This window comes from Streptomyces sp. NRRL F-5122, assembly GCF_001507435.1.
GTDB classification, from domain to species: Bacteria; Actinomycetota; Actinomycetes; order Streptomycetales; family Streptomycetaceae; genus Streptomyces; species Streptomyces lannensis.
The window spans coordinates 1-15,672 of record NZ_LMWH01000308.1 but is presented as its reverse complement, the minus strand read 5'-3'; the positions used below and the strand labels follow the sequence as shown (position 1 = coordinate 15,672).

At 63.6% G+C, this 15,672-nt stretch carries 13 protein-coding genes; 9 read left to right on the top strand and 4 right to left on the bottom strand.

What is annotated here, in order from left to right:
- On the bottom strand, positions 1–1,455 hold a 1,455-nt coding region (locus ADL25_RS45050; protein WP_059133790.1), incomplete at its 3' end, for a cytochrome c oxidase subunit I.
- Between the two features lie 1,303 nt (positions 1,456–2,758).
- Between ADL25_RS45050 and egtA the strand changes: the two genes are divergently transcribed.
- Positions 2,759–4,000, top strand: coding sequence for an ergothioneine biosynthesis glutamate--cysteine ligase EgtA (egtA, locus tag ADL25_RS47760; RefSeq protein ID WP_079051059.1), 1,242 nt, complete (start codon positions 2,759–2,761; stop codon positions 3,998–4,000).
- 553 nt (positions 4,001–4,553) lie between these two features.
- On the opposite strand, the gene ADL25_RS45045 is transcribed toward egtA, so the two are convergent.
- Together ADL25_RS45045 and ADL25_RS49590 are read right to left on the bottom strand one after the other, a co-directional pair.
- Positions 4,554–5,144, bottom strand: coding sequence for a uracil-DNA glycosylase family protein (locus ADL25_RS45045; RefSeq protein WP_059133788.1), 591 nt, complete (start codon positions 5,142–5,144; stop codon positions 4,554–4,556).
- A 426-nt stretch (positions 5,145–5,570) separates the two neighbouring features.
- On the bottom strand, positions 5,571–6,191 hold the full coding sequence (locus ADL25_RS49590) for a hypothetical protein (protein ID WP_159045173.1): 621 nt from the start codon (positions 6,189–6,191) through the stop codon (positions 5,571–5,573).
- Positions 6,192–6,628: 437 nt separating this feature from the next.
- On the opposite strand from ADL25_RS49590, the gene ADL25_RS51770 reads away from it, so the two are divergent.
- The 3 genes from ADL25_RS51770 (at position 6,629) to ADL25_RS45030 (ending at position 8,059) form a co-directional block, all read left to right on the top strand.
- Positions 6,629–6,763, top strand: a complete 135-nt coding sequence (locus ADL25_RS51770) for a hypothetical protein (RefSeq protein WP_267889313.1) — start codon at positions 6,629–6,631, stop codon at positions 6,761–6,763.
- Positions 6,764–6,935: 172 nt separating this feature from the next.
- Positions 6,936–7,391, top strand: coding sequence for a nitroreductase family deazaflavin-dependent oxidoreductase (locus tag ADL25_RS45035; RefSeq protein WP_059133786.1), 456 nt, complete (start codon positions 6,936–6,938; stop codon positions 7,389–7,391).
- A gap of 200 nt (positions 7,392–7,591) precedes the next feature.
- Positions 7,592–8,059, top strand: a complete 468-nt coding sequence (locus ADL25_RS45030; RefSeq protein WP_059133785.1) for a hypothetical protein — start codon at positions 7,592–7,594, stop codon at positions 8,057–8,059.
- 353 nt (positions 8,060–8,412) lie between these two features.
- Here the strand turns inward: ADL25_RS45030 and ADL25_RS45025 are convergent, their stop codons facing one another.
- Positions 8,413–9,054: a hemerythrin domain-containing protein gene (locus tag ADL25_RS45025; protein ID WP_234381326.1), complete on the bottom strand. Its 642-nt coding sequence runs from the start codon at positions 9,052–9,054 to the stop codon at positions 8,413–8,415.
- 73 nt (positions 9,055–9,127) lie between these two features.
- Here ADL25_RS45025 and ADL25_RS45020 point away from each other — a divergent pair, with 73 nt between their 5' ends.
- From ADL25_RS45020 to ADL25_RS45000, 5 genes are all read left to right on the top strand, one after another.
- Positions 9,128–9,751, top strand: coding sequence for a TetR/AcrR family transcriptional regulator (locus tag ADL25_RS45020; RefSeq protein ID WP_059133784.1), 624 nt, complete (start codon positions 9,128–9,130; stop codon positions 9,749–9,751).
- Between the two features lie 976 nt (positions 9,752–10,727).
- Positions 10,728–11,753 (top strand): alpha/beta fold hydrolase, encoded by a 1,026-nt coding sequence (locus ADL25_RS45015; protein WP_059133783.1) that lies wholly within the window; start codon positions 10,728–10,730, stop codon positions 11,751–11,753.
- 225 nt (positions 11,754–11,978) lie between these two features.
- Positions 11,979–12,482 (top strand): SMI1/KNR4 family protein, encoded by a 504-nt coding sequence (locus ADL25_RS45010; RefSeq protein WP_159045172.1) that lies wholly within the window; start codon positions 11,979–11,981, stop codon positions 12,480–12,482.
- 121 nt (positions 12,483–12,603) lie between these two features.
- Positions 12,604–13,593 carry a LuxR family transcriptional regulator gene (locus ADL25_RS45005; protein WP_059133781.1) on the top strand — a complete coding sequence of 330 codons (990 nt, stop codon included), beginning with the start codon at positions 12,604–12,606 and terminating at the stop codon, positions 13,591–13,593.
- Positions 13,594–13,847: 254 nt separating this feature from the next.
- Complete coding sequence (locus tag ADL25_RS45000) at positions 13,848–14,945, top strand: DUF475 domain-containing protein (protein ID WP_059133780.1); 1,098 nt, start codon at positions 13,848–13,850, stop codon at positions 14,943–14,945.
- The last annotated feature ends 727 nt before the right edge of the window (positions 14,946–15,672 follow it).

Here is a 15,672-nt window from a genome sequence, read left to right as displayed (position 1 = left end):
CGAGGAGATCGTCGACACCGTGTTGAGGGCGGTGAAGCCGTCGGCCGCGAGGTAGTCGGCGTAACGGCGCGGCATGCCCTCGGCGCCCAGCCAGTGCTGGACCAGGAAGGTGCCGTGGAAGCCGATGAACAGCGTCCAGAAGGTGATCTTGCCGAGGCGTTCATCGAGCATTTTGCCCGTCATCTTCGGCCACCAGAAGTGGAAGCCGGCGAACATCGCGAAGACGACGGTGCCGAACACCACGTAGTGGAAGTGGGCGACGACGAAGTACGAGTCGGAGACGTGGAAGTTCATCGGCGGCGAGGCCAGGATGACACCGGTCAGACCACCGAACAGGAAGGTGACCAGGAAGCCGGTCGCCCAGAGCATCGGTGTCTCGAAGGACAACGATCCCGTCCACATTGTTCCGATCCAGTTGAAGAACTTCACGCCTGTCGGTACGGCGATGAGGAACGTCATGAAGGAGAAGAACGGCAGCAGCACGCCACCGGTGACGTACATGTGGTGCGCCCACACGGTCAAGGAGAGGCCGGCGATGGCGATGGTGGCGCCGACCAGGCCCATGTAACCGAACATCGGCTTGCGACTGAAGACCGGGATGACTTCGGAGATGATGCCGAAGAACGGGATCGCGATGATGTACACCTCTGGATGGCCGAAGAGCCAGAAGAGGTGTTGCCACAGCAAGGCACCACCGTTGGCCGGGTCAAAGACGTGGGCGCCAAGTTTTCGGTCAGCCTCCAAGGTGAGTAGCGCGGCCGCAAGGATCGGGAAAGCGAAGATGGCCAACACGGAGGTGAGCAGCACGGTCCACACGAAGATCGGCATGCGGAACATGGTCATGCCCGGGGCGCGCATGCAGATGATCGTGGTTATGAAGTTGACCGAGCCGAGGATCGTGCCGAGGCCAGAGAGGCCCAGACCCATGATCCACATGTCGGTGCCGATGCTGGGAGAGTGGACAGCGTCAGACAGTGGGCTGTAGGCGAACCAGCCGAAACTGGCCGTCCCTTGCGGGGTGACGATGGCACCAGCCGCGATGGTCGAGCCGAGCAGGTAGAACCAGTAGGCGAGCATGTTCAGCCGGGGGAACGCCACGTCGGGCGCGCCGATCTGCAGCGGCATGATCCAGTTCGTGAAGCCGGCGAACAGCGGCGTCGCGAACATCAGCAGCATGATCGTGCCGTGCATCGTGAAGGCCTGGTTGAACTGCTCGTTCGACATGATCTGCAGGCCCGGGCGTGCCAGCTCGGCACGCATGAGCAGGGCTATGACGCCGCCGATGAGGAAGAACACGAATGCGGTCACCAGATACAGCGTGCCGATTGTCTTGTGGTCCGTTGTCGTCAGCCACTTGACCACGACGCTGCCAGGCCGCCTGTGCCTGACCAGCAGCTCGCTCTCATGCGAGCCATCCGCTGCTGCCTGACTCTGAGGGTTGTTGAGGATGCTCACAAGTCTTGTGTCTCCTAGTGCTCGCTGGCGGCAACCCGTCCGGATCGTGCGCCGTACCTGCTGAGCGGCAGCTACGTCAACACCCTGTAGTAGTTGAGACGCGGCTCATCGCATCCCTACGCAGGTGGAGCGACCGCAGCCCGCCCTGGCCCGATCGATTCCGCACGCAGGACATGAGAACGGTCTGGCTACGCGGTAAGCGGCGGCTGCCGGAAACTTCTTACCAGCAGGGCCCGCCTCAATTGAGCTCTTGGCGTGCTCACCGGGATCGAAGACCCTGGCCAGCGAAAGAGGCCAGGCATGCCTCGTGCTCGTCGTTCCAGGACCTGCGGTCCCGAGGGCTCTTGCGGTACCCGGGCGCGCTGCCTGCTGTGCCCGTCTCCGAGCCCGGCAACACGCCCGACGCCCCCGCCCATCCTCTTCGCGGTCGCTGCGACCCTCGTGGCTGACGGACGCCATCACCACGATTTACACCACTTCACACGGCTTTTGCAGCAACCGTCGTGTCCAGTTCAAACTCAGACTCAGGCGTGGCATTTCCATCAACCATGGCAGCGTCATGCTCATCACGTAGAGGGCAAGACTCAAGGGTCTGATCGGCAACCAGCGCCGAAGGCCGCCGTACGACACTGACACAACCGCTGACCTGATCGATCGGAACTTCGCCAGAATCGTTCCAGACAAGCTGTGAGCCACTGACAACTCCGAGCGCCCGCCTGGGGATACGCGCGTCGATGATGACAAGCCTCCCCACTGGTGGCGCCTGCTTCGCAACAGTATTGGGAAGTGCGGTAGACGAGCCGTGACACCCTGACACACCTTTGCCTGCACTACCAGAGAAACCTGGACAACGCGGAACCGGCTACAGATCTACTACCCGTCTACATCACATCGCACCGCGGCAGCCGCTCTCGCAGGCGGGGGACAGCACCAGGCTGAGCGTAGTGGCGTCCTTCCCCGTTCTAGAGCGGCCGAGGGGAAGACGAAGCCGCCGTAAGCGGGGGAGTCCTTGCATCAACCTCATACACCAAGCGTCAATTCCGGCCGAGGTGTTCGGCACGCGCTTGGGTTGCAGGTGATATACCACCTAACTCGTGGTGCGCGTACGAAGAGGCCAGGCTGACACGATCAAACAATCATGACATGGCATGTAGTAGCCGGCCTGACCAGTCGGGTGTGGTGGTGCGAAAGGGGCAACTCGCTCACCTCCCAACCCCGTTTCGACCGGCCGCGCCATGATGCTGTCACTCGGTTTCTACTCAAAAGTAAACGGCCGACGAAGACGAAATGAGTTCGAGAAACGATGTCTGAACTGGATGAAGAGAGGGCGGAACAGCATGTCCAGAATGCCTGCTTCAAGAAAGGCCCGCCGCGGCTGGTCGGTGTGGAATCCGAATGGTTGGTCCAGGATCACCGCGACGCCGGGGCACCGATATCACCACATCGCTTGAACGCGGCCGTCAGCGCAGTCGAAATACCTGGCGCATTGCCGCAGGGCAGCAAGTTTACCCGTGAACCTGGCGGGCAGGTCGAGTTGAGTTCCCTCCCCGCGCCCTCACTCGCACGCTGCATTGAGGCAATGGCGGCCGACCTCGCTACGCTGCGACAGGCGGCCGAATCAGCTGGCCTGGTTCTGACCGGCCGAGGACTCGACCCAATTCGCGAACCCGCCCGTGTCCTACAGCACCCCCGCTACCAAGCCATGGAGAGCTTCTTCGACCGCGAAGGTCCATGGGGCCGCATCATGATGCGGTGCACCGCTTCGGTACAAATCAATCTAGACTGCGGAGAAGACACGGGGGAGGTCTCGGGCTACCGCCACCGCTGGGAACTCGCCCATCGGATAGGCCCCGTACTGGTGGCCGCGTTCGCCAACTCCCCGCTACGGAACGGCCGACCCACGGGATGGCTATCCACGCGGCAAGCTGTGTGGGCCCATATGGACCCTAAACGCACCCGCCAGCCCCGTTACCACACCGATCCGGGCACCGCCTGGATGCGTTATGCACTTGAAGCCGACGTGATGTGTATCCCCGGTGACGATCACGAGAGCTGGCTGGCACCACCGGATCTATCCTTCCGGGATTGGCTGCGCGGTGTATCGGGACTGCGCCCGCCTACTGTTTCCGACCTTGACTACCACCTCAGCACGTTGTTCCCTCCTGTAAGGCCGCGCGGGTGGCTGGAACTGCGGATGACGGATGCCCAGGACGGGGACAACTGGATCGTGCCAGTAGTGCTGGCCGCGACACTCCTCAACAACCCGCACGCAGCCGACGCCGCATGGGCGGCGACTGACCCCTTGTGCCGAGACGTGCACCCCTTCCCGTCCGACGACGTCTGGGAGCGAGCCGCTCGGATTGGCCTGGCTGACCCAGAACTCGCCAAAGCTGCCCGCGCCTGCTTCGCCGCAGCGGACAACGCCCTGGCTGACCCTGGCGTGCCAGTGGTGCTGCGCCAAGCCTTGGCCCATTTCGCCGAACGGTACAGCGAACGTGGTCGGTCCCCTGCACACGATGAGTTGGACGCGCTCCAGCATGTATAGCCATCCAAGGGCTCGCAGGAGAAGCGAGATGCTGATTCGATCTTGTTGAGGTTGTTGTTTGTGAGGAATGCGGTGACGTCGGCAGGCGTGCGGGTTCTCCTGCTCGCTGGTCTGGCAAGGCACGCATCTCGACTCGCCTCGGCCTTGCGTGACGGCCCGTCCGGTTCTCTCGGTGGGCCGTTTCGGCATGTTGCTCAGGGGGACAGGCCGGCTGCCTGATCGTCGCGTTGGGCATGCGCCGGGTTCCACGGCTCCGGGTTGAGTGCGGGCGCTTGTTATGACAGCTGATGTCTCCCGCTGCGGTTTTCCAGAGCCTGTAACGCACTGAACCCATTGACCGGCCCGGGTGGGCCGACTGCCACATGATCCGCAGCGATTAGAACAAGTTCGGACCCAAGGCCGCTGCCCCCAGCCAGCGGGGCCTCATGCGACCCGGTCGCCTACGGCAAACCCGGACGCCCACGGACACGGCAGTCTACAAGCAAGGTACCCAGGGCAATCCAGCCTTCCGTTTCCAGAGTCTCGGTGTCCGCTCCCGGGAATCAACCTCACCTCATCCGCGTCCCAACACGGTCGACACCTGGCGGGCCAGTTCAGGTACGACCTCGGCCGTGAACCAGGGGTTTTTCGCGTGCCAGCGGTAGTTCAGCGGTGACGGGTGCACCAGCGGAAACTCAGTCGGGAGGTATTCGCCATAGGACTGTACGGTCTCGGTCAGGTTCGTCTTAGCCCGGCCCGCGAGGTAGAACCGCTGCGCGTGGGTGCCAATGAGCACTCGTAGAGTGATGTCCGGCATCCCGGCCAAGATCCGGGGATGCCACCGCGGAGCGAAGTCCCTGCGCGGGGGCAGGTCACCCGTCTTGCCCTTGCCTGGGAAGTAGAAATCCATCGGTACGATGGCGAAAAGTGCGGGGTTGTAGAATTCTTCGTCGCGGACACCGAGCCACGAGCGCAAACGCACACCGCTGGCGTCGTCCCATGGGATGCCGCTTTCCTGGGCACGTCGCCCTGGTGCCTGGCCGATGATCACGATCCGCGCGGACGGAGACCCGGCCCACACGGGACGGTAGCCGAGGTCACGTGCCCATGCGTTGGACGGGTCGGACGTCAGCTCGTTTACGACTGCATTCAGCGTGTCGGTCAACTGAACTCCGGGTTCATATCGTCGTTTCCGTTCTGCCGGATGTCAGCAAGGCGCCGCAGGTAGGCGCCCGGGGCGAACGGTGTCCCCACCGAGGGGTAGGGCAGAGGTGCCCGTCCGTCCGGTCCCGAGCATGAAGTAGGCGCGTTGCGGGGTACGTGCGGAGCAGGCGGTGGTGCAGCCGACGGGCTGCCGTTGGGTTTCGGCGACGTCCCGCTGCAGTGCGCCGAAGGCATCCCAGTATTGGCCATAGCCACCCTGGTTGCGGGGCCGTCGGGGAACAGGCGGTCAAGGTGGTGTGTGGAAAGGACCTCGATGATGATAAGCCGGGCCCTGAAGTACTGCTGATCCGTGAGGTTGCTCAGCTTGCTGTTCTCCAAGCGCATCCTCTGGATGCCTGCTGTCGTCCGCCTTGGCCTGCGCAAGCTGCTACGTCAGAGATTCGTGCTGGCCCGCGGAGTCTTCATCTCTGAGGTCGCCGTCCGACCGGCCAGAACTCTTGGGAGCGATCTTGGCAAGCATCTTCACGGCGGCTGCGATGCCATCCATGTCGACGTTGCCTTGTTGGTCCACGAACCGTGCGGTGTCGATAAGTTCGGCTGCCTCACTGAGGTCGATGCTGGCTCGTATGGCTGCGGTCTCGAAGCGGGTTGCGGCCAGGTCCCGGCCGTGCTTGAGGGCAGCGGCCTTACGGTCCCGGGTCTCGGCTGCGGCTGCGACCTTCTCTTGTTCGCTTCTCTGCGATGCCTTGCGCGCTGCCAGTTCGTCTGCCGCGCCCTTGTATTCCATATCGTGCCTCTCCCACTTGCGGGACTCCGCCTGCCGCTCTGCGCTGTCACCGCCAGGAGCAAACTCTGCCGGAGGTGCTGATGGGCGTCTCGCAGGCGGCGTGCCTTCAATGTTGGCCGTGGGCGGGGTTCCGGTGGTCCAGCCGTCTTCGCCCTCGCCGTTGCCACCCGCGACGGCGTAGATCGGACGGCCATCCGTGTGGAAGCCGAGGATCGTACTCGCCCCGTGCGTGCCGAGAGCATGCCTGAAATGGTGCTGCATGGTGTTCTCCCTTGCAGGATAGGCTGGTGGTCGTCGTGTGGCGGATGCCCGGACGTATGTTCAGCGGGCAATGCCGATCCGCTCCCACCTTGGTTTGCGCCTCTGCCCGGTCTTCCGAGTCAGCTCACGCAAGCTGGCATGATCAGCACGAACGCGAGCATGGGCCCTTCCGGGCTGCCTCATCCCACCCGACTTCCTCCCGCGGCCTTCATGGCGCGATGCCGCTCGTGTGGCGACATCACGTACGTTCCGACGCAGGAACGCGGGCGCTATCTGGCAACGGTCGACATCGCCTCCCGGCGTGCAGTCGGCTGGGCAACCACCGATCACCAGTGGACTGGGCCGGCGGCTGACACGCTGACAACCGACTGCTGGCAGTGTCGCCCCGCGCATCACAGCGCCGCAGTCGGGGGTGTTGCGACGACCGGTTGTATCCGGTGCGGACCATCCGGGTCGCTGTCGGCCGCACCGCGATCCTCGAGTTCATCGAGGGCCGGTACAGCGTGCACCGACTGCACGGCACCCTCGACTGCCTCAGCCCCGCCGACTGCGAGCCCCCACACGCAGCCTGACCGCTGCACCAACGATGCCCGTGAAAGCGGAACGAGTTCAGTAAGAAGTTGCTCCTCCCGGGCGCTCACTTCCGAAGAGATCCACAGAACCAGCGGCAGAGATGAAGCATGTCGCCGCCGGTGCCAGGGCCAGTGCCCAAGCGTGCATGGCAACGATGAAGGAGACGGATCCATGCCTCTCGAGGGTGAGTACGAACCGAGCCCGGAGCAGTGGGTGCGTGATCAGGTGGAGTTGTACGAGAGTTCCGGTGGGACGAAGGGGCACACCTCGCCCGACATCGGGTTGCCGGTCGTCATCCTGACGACCCTAGGCGCGAAGAGCGGGAAGATCCGCAAGACGCCGCTGATGCGGGTTGCACACGAGGGCACGTACGCGGTGGTCGCCTCGCAGGGCGGCGCACCGAAGCATCCCGTGTGGTATTTCAATGTCAAGGCCGATCCTCACGTCGAGCTGCAGGACGGCCCAGTCAGGCAGGACATGCGGGCGCGTGAGGTCACTGGGGCGGAGAAGGCCCAGTGGTGGGAGCGGGCGATCGCTGCGTACCCTCCGTACGCGGAGTACCAGCGCAAGACCGACCGGCAGATACCGGTGTTCGTGCTTGAGCCGGCGAATTCCAGCGCGAACTGACCTACGACGGTCCGCAGTCCACGCCAATGGCAAGACCAACAGGGGCCGGGAAAACCGACACCGTCCGCACCGCATACCTGCAGGCCGGTCCAACACCGCACTCGCGGCGGACGATGATTGGTGTACCGGCTGACAGACAAGCCGGTCGAGCAGCATCGCGTCGCCTGGATGAGGTTCCGCCTGACGAATCGAGTGAGCCCGTGAGTGACGATGTCCTCTCCGTCATCCCGACCGACCCGCGTTGGCAGCCTGAGCAGGCCGCGGCTGAGCGCGCTGCGTCGATCGTGGAGGACCTGGCACCCGGGCGCCCCGGTGGTGTCGATGTCGAGATCGACACCACCTGGCTCGGCACACTCACCGTTGTCGGCTGTGGTCGGAATCTGCAGAAGATCGGTTGTCCCCACTGCGGTGCGTCGATCGACACCGAGTGGTGGGCCGGCCTACTCGAAGCTCACTGGGAGGACGGTTTCCCAACCCTCGACGTGGTGGTCCCCTGCTGCGGCGCCGCGACCTCGCTCGACGCGCTGGAGTACGACTGGCCCTGTGGCTTTGCCCGATTCGAGATCTCCATATGGAACCCAGAGCGTGAATGGTTCAGCGACGAGGAACTGATCACGATCGGGACCGCACTCGGGCATCCCGTGCGGCAAGTCAGGGCCCGCATCTGACGCAGGTCACCCCGCGAGGAACCCGACATCCCGAGTTCAAGTTCAATGGCGTCCGCCCACGTCAATGACGTTGTGTGCGGGCAAGGATGCGGCAGTGGACCGGGGATGGCTTCTCGGGCACTTCTCTACTCATCGCGCAGTTGAACACGCACTCGGTCCGTCTGCGGAGGGAGAGTCTCTGACCGGCGTCCGTTGTGCGGTGCCATCGCGCCTCTACGGTTGGGGTGACTGCGGCGGTGTTGCTCGGACGGTAGTGACGTCGTGAGTTGCTGGTCGACGGCCTGCACCGGTGGAGCAGGCCGTCCTCCTGCTCCGCCGGATCGTCTGTGAGTGGCTACGTTCTCAGAGCGATGTCACGAACCGATGGCGCGCAGACTTGCGAGGTCGGCTGCTGCCTGCTGGCGCATTGCAGGCAGGAGCGGCTGTACCGGCTCTGGCAGGGCCGCCAGCATGGCACTGACCTCGTCGGGCGTGCCCACCTCGTCGAGGAAGCCGATCATGAGGTGGCCGGCGACGGGCGGTGTGGTGGCGATCACCTGCTGGGAGAACTGCGCCCAGTACTCGGGAGTGATGTGCTCGCGAAGCGCGGGGAAGAGGACGGGCTCTTCATGGGCCAGGTGGCTGTGCACCGTGTCGCGCACCGCGACGGCCGCTTGGTGGAGCGCGGCCCTGGCCTCGGTGTCGGCGTCATTCAGCGTGACGGCGGCGAGCTGGTCGAGGGCGTCCTCCAGGTGCTGGTGTTCCTCGCTCAGCTCCTTGAGCGTGTCCGCCGTGGCAGGTGCCGTCGCGACGATCTGTGGCCAGAGGTCCTCGTCCTCGGTGTGGTGATGGTGGCGCAGGTTCGCCACGAGGAAGTCGCGCAGCTGCGCCAGCGTGTCCAGGGGAGCGGAGGGGCGGGCGGCGGCTTCTGCCAGGAGGGTGGTGGCCGCGCGGTGGACCTCATGGGCGAGACGGGTCTCGGTGACGGCCATGGGGTCGTCGGAAGAATGGATCATGTAGGGGAACGTATTCATTATGAGTATCTATTGTCAATATAGTCACTTATAGTGCGGCGCGTATACTGCGCCTGTGACGATCCGGAAGTACCACTCACCCCTGCGCGCCCAGTCGGCGACCGCCACCCGAGAAGCGATCCTGGACAGCGCCCACGCACTGTTCCTGACTCAGGGGTATCCGGGCGTGACGATCGGTCAGATCGCGGAGACGGCGAACGTCGCAGTGCCCACGGTGTACAGCAGCGTGGGGAACAAGCCGAAGATCCTGACGGCTTTGCTGGAGCCGGCTCTCACCGACCCCGCCATCGCCGACTGCCTTGCCGCAGTCGAGGCGAGCGACGACCCACGCACCGTGATCGAGTTGACCGCTGAGGGTACCCGGGTCACCCACGAACGCCATTGGGATCTCGTATACGGGCTCTTGTACCGCAACCCTCCCGGAGAGCCAGCTGTCAAGGCCGTCCTGGACAAGGGAGCCGACGACTACGTCCACGCGCTGACCCGAGTTGCCGACCGCCTCGTGACACTCGAATCGCTCGCCGCCGACGTAAGCCATGCCGAATCCGTCGACCTGCTCTGGTTCCACCTGGGCCCCCACGCCTGGATCACCCTCGTCGGTGAACGCGGCTGGCCCTTCGACCGCGCCCAGACATGGATCGCACACTCCACTCGCAGGGCACTGCTCCAGGACTGGTGAGGGAGCCGCCGGTACCGATGAGGCCACGATCCGGACTGCCGTTGTGAGTGCGTGCGTCCTCGCCACGGCCACACCCGAGAGCGACGAAGGCAACCAGGACTCACCTACCGCTATGCACCACTGTCGATCTCGGGCGGCGCAGGGCGGGGCTGTAAGCCTGTCTGAGTTTCCGATGATTGCGGCGGCGCGCTTCTGCAACCCATGGCCGCCCAGGAGACCGGGGGCGCGGACAAAAGTTCGCCCAGGATGCAAGGGGGTCGCGCAATCAAAGCGAACAGCCGATGCGCAGGGCCGCCGGATTTACCATGATCGCCACGCGCCGATCATGCCACCCCACCCGCACCAACTCGACTGATCCGATATCGGCCCCGTGGGTCACTGCCAAGCCCGAGAACTGCGCGAAGCCGTTCACGACACAGCACTGAGCGCCCGCAAGCGGAAGGTCTTCACCGCCGTCGTCAACAGGGTCTCCTCGGAAACACTGGTCAGCGCGCTGGAGACGGCCCGCTACGCGCTCTACAAGATGACGCCACCCGCCCGTAGGGCACTTCGGGCTCAGCGGATAGCCGGTGAGCCTCTCGGCATCGCGGGTAGGCGGCTGGCGACTACGTCGGCCCAGGCAGCGCCAGCCACTGCGGCTCACACTGGCGCCGCATCACCGGCCCCTGCAGCGACCCCTCCCGGTCGAGACGGCTATGAGCTCATTTCCCGAAGGGTGTAGGTAAGAAGTTGCTCTTCTCCGGCGCACACTCACCGAGAGATGCACAGCGTTCGTAACACGATCTGGGTGAAGTGGGGTGCCGGCCGGCGGTCGACTCCGGTCGTCAGACGAATGGACAGGGGTCGAACCATGGCCCTAAGGCACTTTTCCATCCGGCCCAACCCAAGCATGGAAAGCGAAGTAATCGAATGGGTCGCTTCGTCGTGCGCGCACGTCTGGTGACGCATAACGAGATACCGACACCACAGGAGAATCATGGGAACCGGAATAGGAAAGACCAACAGGCTCATCGCATTCATTGCGGCTTTGGCGGCACTCCTGCTGGTCTCCGCGACCTTGAGCTCAGGAGCATGGGGCGAGAGTCGCGAGCATAGGTCCACGGCGGCTCAGTCGCCGTCGCCTTACCCGCAGGCTCAACCACCCGCTGGTTTCCGGTCCAAGTACGCGGAAGTGAATGGCTTTCGCATGCACTACGTGCGGGGCGGCAAAGGTCCGCCTGTGGTAATGATCCACGGGTTCCCTCAGTCGTGGACCGAGTGGCGGCAGCAGATGGTCCCGCTCTCCAAGACTCACACTGTGATCGCCGTCGACCTGCGCGGCACCGGCAACTCCCAGGTCACTAAGAGCGGTTACGACGCCGCACAGCTGGCCAGGGACGTGCATCAGCTGCTGAAGCAGTTGGGGCTCAACAAGGGTGTCCAGGTAGTCGCCCACGACCTCGGTGTGTTTGTCGCCTACGGCTACGCGGCGCAGTGGCCGTCGGAGGTACGCAGCATGGCCGTGATGGAGGCTCCCATCCCTGATGACAGCGTTTTCAGCTTCCCTGTGCTCAACGCCGACCCGAACAAGCCCGCAGCGTGGCACTTCGGCCTGTTCCAGCTGCCGCTCGCCGAACACCTCATCGCCGGTCACGAGCGCGTCTTGGTCGAGGACATGATCACTGAGTACCTGGCGGGCAACAAGTCGCCGTTCACAGCGTCGGATTACGACTTCTACGCCCACTACCTGAAGGAGCCCGGCCGCACGACGGCCTGGATGAGCGTGTACCGTCAGATCCGCACGGACGTTCAGCAGAACAAGGAGTTCCTGGCTCAGGGCAAACTGAAGATGCCCATCCTCGCGGTCGGCGGCGAGGATTCCTTCGGCCGAATGGTCCCCGACCAGTGGCGTAACTACGCCGTGAACGTTCAGGGTCGAGTCCTGAAGAATTCGGGCCACTTCGTGACAGAGGAGAAGCCGCGGGAAGTGACGGCCATGCTGCAGTCCTTCCTGCAGAAGTAGCCTTCTCTGCAAACAGCGGGAAAACATCTTCGTTGATAGGGTCGCGCTGGTGGGCAACTCAGTTGCCCACCAGCGCGACCCGGCAGCTGAAACGGTCGAGGAGCGGTGATCGTCCCCGACTGCCTCTATGAAGGCGTGGCCTGATAAGTTACACACCTGGATTCGGGGCCGGATTTCAACTGGCCCGCATATTCGAGGATATGGAGGCAGGGTCTTTTCGTGTGGGTGGATTCTCTTCTCCGCGTTACAGGTTGGGACGGTCAGGGTGCTGTGCAGCCCTGGTCGGAGATCGAAGCCGAATTGGGCACAGAACTCCCTGGTGACTATAAGCAATTGTGTCAGGCGTTCGGCGTCGGCGAGTTCTCGCGAGAGGTGTCGGTGCTGTGTGCCGATGAGACGCGTGTATTGGATCTGCCGAGGTGGTGGCGAGTTCTGCTGAAGAGTGACAGTTCGGACGGTTCGTTCGCGCCCTACCGGATCCATCTGCCCGGGACGACGGGAGGCCTGATCCCATGGGGCGGGGCACGTTCGGACGACTGGTTCTTCTGGCAGGTTACGGACGGCACGGTGGACGAATGGCCCGTCCTCGCTATGCAGGTGGACGTCCAGGAGTGGAGCCGTTACGAGATGACGGCCACGGAGTTCCTGCACCGGATTCTCACCGATCGCACATTCCGGCCCCACTCCGTGGCGCGGTCCGCGTTTGGGCCGTTTTTTGAGCCCGTCTGAACAGCTGGTGATGCCTTGACTACGATAATTGTCACAGTGCTGTTAAAGCAAGGATGATCAAATGCTATCGCACAGTGGATGCCGTGGTCAGTCATCAGGGTGCACGGTCAAGGGGGATTCCTTGCTCGAAGTAAGAGGGTTGGATAAGCAGTCCCAGAACGTCTATCGACTCATTTTGTTGAACCCGACGATTCGTCCTGACGAGCTTGCTGCTCGACTGGGGGAACCTGAGGAGGCCATCAGCGCCGCACTTCACCGACTGAGTGCCCTGGCACTCATCAGTGTCGACGAGGTTGGCACCGTACGAGCTGCCAGACCTGAGATCGGGATGGAACACTTGCTTGCTCCTCATCAGCCGGAACTGGCAGCAGAGCAGGAGCAGATTGAGGTCTCCCAGCCGGCTGCCACTGAACTGATCACTGGATCTGCTGACCTGGCACGAGGCCGCGATGATCCCGGAGCCGAGCGTCTGGTGGGCATCGAGGCCATCCGGAGACGCATCGGGGAACTGACCAGGGGACTGGCAAGCGAGATCATGACTTTCGCTCCAGGAGGTGCTCACCGCACCAGCGACCTGGCGGCGGCTAAGACCGTTGACGAGCCCATGCTCGAACGTGGGATCCGCATGCGCACGATCTGGTTGGACAGCATCCGGAACGACGAGCCCACTCTCGAGTACGCCACCTGGCTGCAGTCGCTCGGGGGACAAGCTCGCACCGTACCCACTCTTCCGGTGCGAATGATCATCATGGATCGTAAGTACGCCCTCCTGCCGGTAAACACCGCTGATGCCACAGCCGGCGCAGTAGTTCTGCATGGACAGGGCATCGTCGCAGCCTTGTGTGCCTTGTTCGACACCATCTGGGAGACCGGGACACCGCTGGGTAAGTCCCAGCCCCAGGACGCACGAGGCCTCACCCCCCAAGAGGCCGAGTTCCTGCGCCTGCTCGGGCAGGGGCTTACTGATCAAGCGATCGCAGTAAGGCTCTGCGTCTCACATCGCACTGCTCAACGTTGCGCCACACGCCTGATGCAGAAGCTTGGCGCACGCAGTCGCTTCGAGGCGGGTTTCAAGGCGGTAACGCGAGGTTGGCTTTCGCCTGAGCAGTGACAGCATCACGGGGCTTCGCTCAAGGGAGCAACCATACCGATGGGCGTCAGGATTAAACGAGTCCTGTACGACTGAGCGCCCAGGACCTTCAGGACGTCGCCCTGCTGGCTGTTACGGCGCAAGTTCCCGGAACTTGCCGCGGTGTGTGGGACCGGAGACAACAGGTTCCTGGGAGTGACGTTGCAGAGTGTGGTATGCACCGCCGAGGGCAGCGACAGGCGTGGACGATTGCACGACGACAGAATTGGTGAGCCATGCTTCCGAAGACCTTCCGCTGGGCCTTCGCGGTCACCGTACTCGGCCTTGTGCTGGGAGTGCTCTACGAGGGCTGGACCGCTCTCGGTTTCGTGGCGATCCTGGCCGTGCTGGAGATCTCGTTGTCGTTCGACAACGCTGTGGTCAACGCCGGGGTCCTGAAGAAGATGAATGCCTTCTGGCAGAAGATCTTCCTCACGGTGGGCGTGCTGATCGCGGTGTTCGGCATGCGGCTGCTGTTCCCGGTCGTGGTCGTTGCTGTCACCGCGAAGAAGACCCCGTACGAAGCGGTCAACCTCGCTTTGACTGACAAAGATCGCTACCAGCAACTTGTCACCGATGCCCACCCGGCGATCGCCGCCTTCGGCGGCATGTTCCTACTGATGATCTTCCTCGACTTCATCTTCGAGGAGCGAGACATCCAGTGGCTCGCCTGGCTGGAACGCCCGCTCTCCAAACTCAGCAAGGTGGACATGCTGTCGGTCTGCATCGCGTTGGCCGTGCTGCTGATCACGTCCTCCACCTTCGCCACCCAAGCCCACCAGCATGGCGGCACGCACGTCGACAAAGCCCAGACGGTTCTCGTCTCCGGCGTCGCCGGTCTGATCACATACCTGGTGGTGGGAGGTCTCTCCGGCTACTTCGAGAACCGGCTGGAGGAGGAAGACGAAACCGAAAGCGACGCCAAGTCGGCGGTGCTCCTGGCCGGCCGGGCTGCGTTCTTCATGTTCCTATACCTGGAAGTGCTGGACGCGTCCTTCTCCTTCGATGGCGTGATCGGCGCGTTCGCCATCACCAACGACATCGTGCTGATGGCGCTCGGTCTCGGTATGGGCGCGATGTACGTCCGGTCGCTGACCGTGTACCTGGTACGCCAGGGCACCCTGGACGAGTATGTCTACCTTGAGCACGGCGCACACTACGCGATCGGCGCCCTGGCGGTGATCCTCATGGTTACCATCCAGTACGAGATCAACGAGGTCATCACCGGTCTCGTTGGCGTCGTCCTGATCGCCTGGTCCTTCTGGTCCTCCGTGCGCCGCAACCAGGAGCCGGCGATGACCAAGTCGGAGCCGGAGACGCTGACGGTCCCGTAGACCCCAGGTCAAGCGCCGGCCATGGATGGAGAGTGTTGTGCAGCAGCGTCCCGGGCCAGACCGCCAGTGAGCGGCTCCTGGGTTACGACCTGCTGCACATCGGCCACCGTTCTCAGGCGCCTGGTCGCCGTGGTCATAACGGTCGATTCACTCGACACCGGCTTCGTAGGCTGCGGTGGCGGGTTCCGAAGACGTGAGTGTGCTGGACGGTACCGTCGGACCTGTGGCCTGGTTCAAGTCCATGGAGAGCCGGACGGGTTCACCGCATTTTCGTTGAGAGCCGCTACCACCAAGAGCATTGTGCGCAGCAGGACGAGCCAGCCCCCGTTCCGGCAGCCGGGACGTGTGGAGCCCCAGTCCTGACGCTCGCGCGCCGGGTGCGTAGCCCCTCGACACCCGCGTCGGCAGTGGCCAGCAGCCGCAGGGTGGTCAGCCGGGAAGCTGCGACCCCGGCATCGGCAAGGCACATCCGCAGTGCCGGCGCCGGCCAGATGATCGAAGCAGTTCTTCGCCAATAGCCGAGCACCAGCTGTTACAGGGTCCAGGTCAGCGCTTCCCAACACCCGCCTACGGGACAACTTATGGATGTCACTTGTTGGTGTCGTCCCTCGCCTCGTCGGCCTCGCCTTCGATCACCGGGATGAGGGAGAGCTTGCCGCGGGAGTCGATCTCGGCGATCTCGACCTGGACCTTGTGGCCCACGCCGAGGACGTCCTCGACGTTCTCC

Excerpts from the sequence above, each read along its gene's own strand:
- egtA (WP_079051059.1), top strand. The coding sequence starts at position 2,759 with ATGTCTGAACTGGATGAAGAGAGGGCGGAACAGCATGTCCAGAATGCC.
- ADL25_RS49590 (WP_159045173.1), bottom strand. The coding sequence starts at position 6,191 with ATGCAGCACCATTTCAGGCATGCTCTCGGCACGCACGGGGCGAGTACG.
- ADL25_RS45035 (WP_059133786.1), top strand. The coding sequence starts at position 6,936 with ATGCCTCTCGAGGGTGAGTACGAACCGAGCCCGGAGCAGTGGGTGCGT.
- ADL25_RS45025 (WP_234381326.1), bottom strand. The coding sequence starts at position 9,054 with ATGATCCATTCTTCCGACGACCCCATGGCCGTCACCGAGACCCGTCTC.
- ADL25_RS45015 (WP_059133783.1), top strand. The coding sequence starts at position 10,728 with ATGGGAACCGGAATAGGAAAGACCAACAGGCTCATCGCATTCATTGCG.
- ADL25_RS45000 (WP_059133780.1), top strand. The coding sequence starts at position 13,848 with ATGCTTCCGAAGACCTTCCGCTGGGCCTTCGCGGTCACCGTACTCGGC.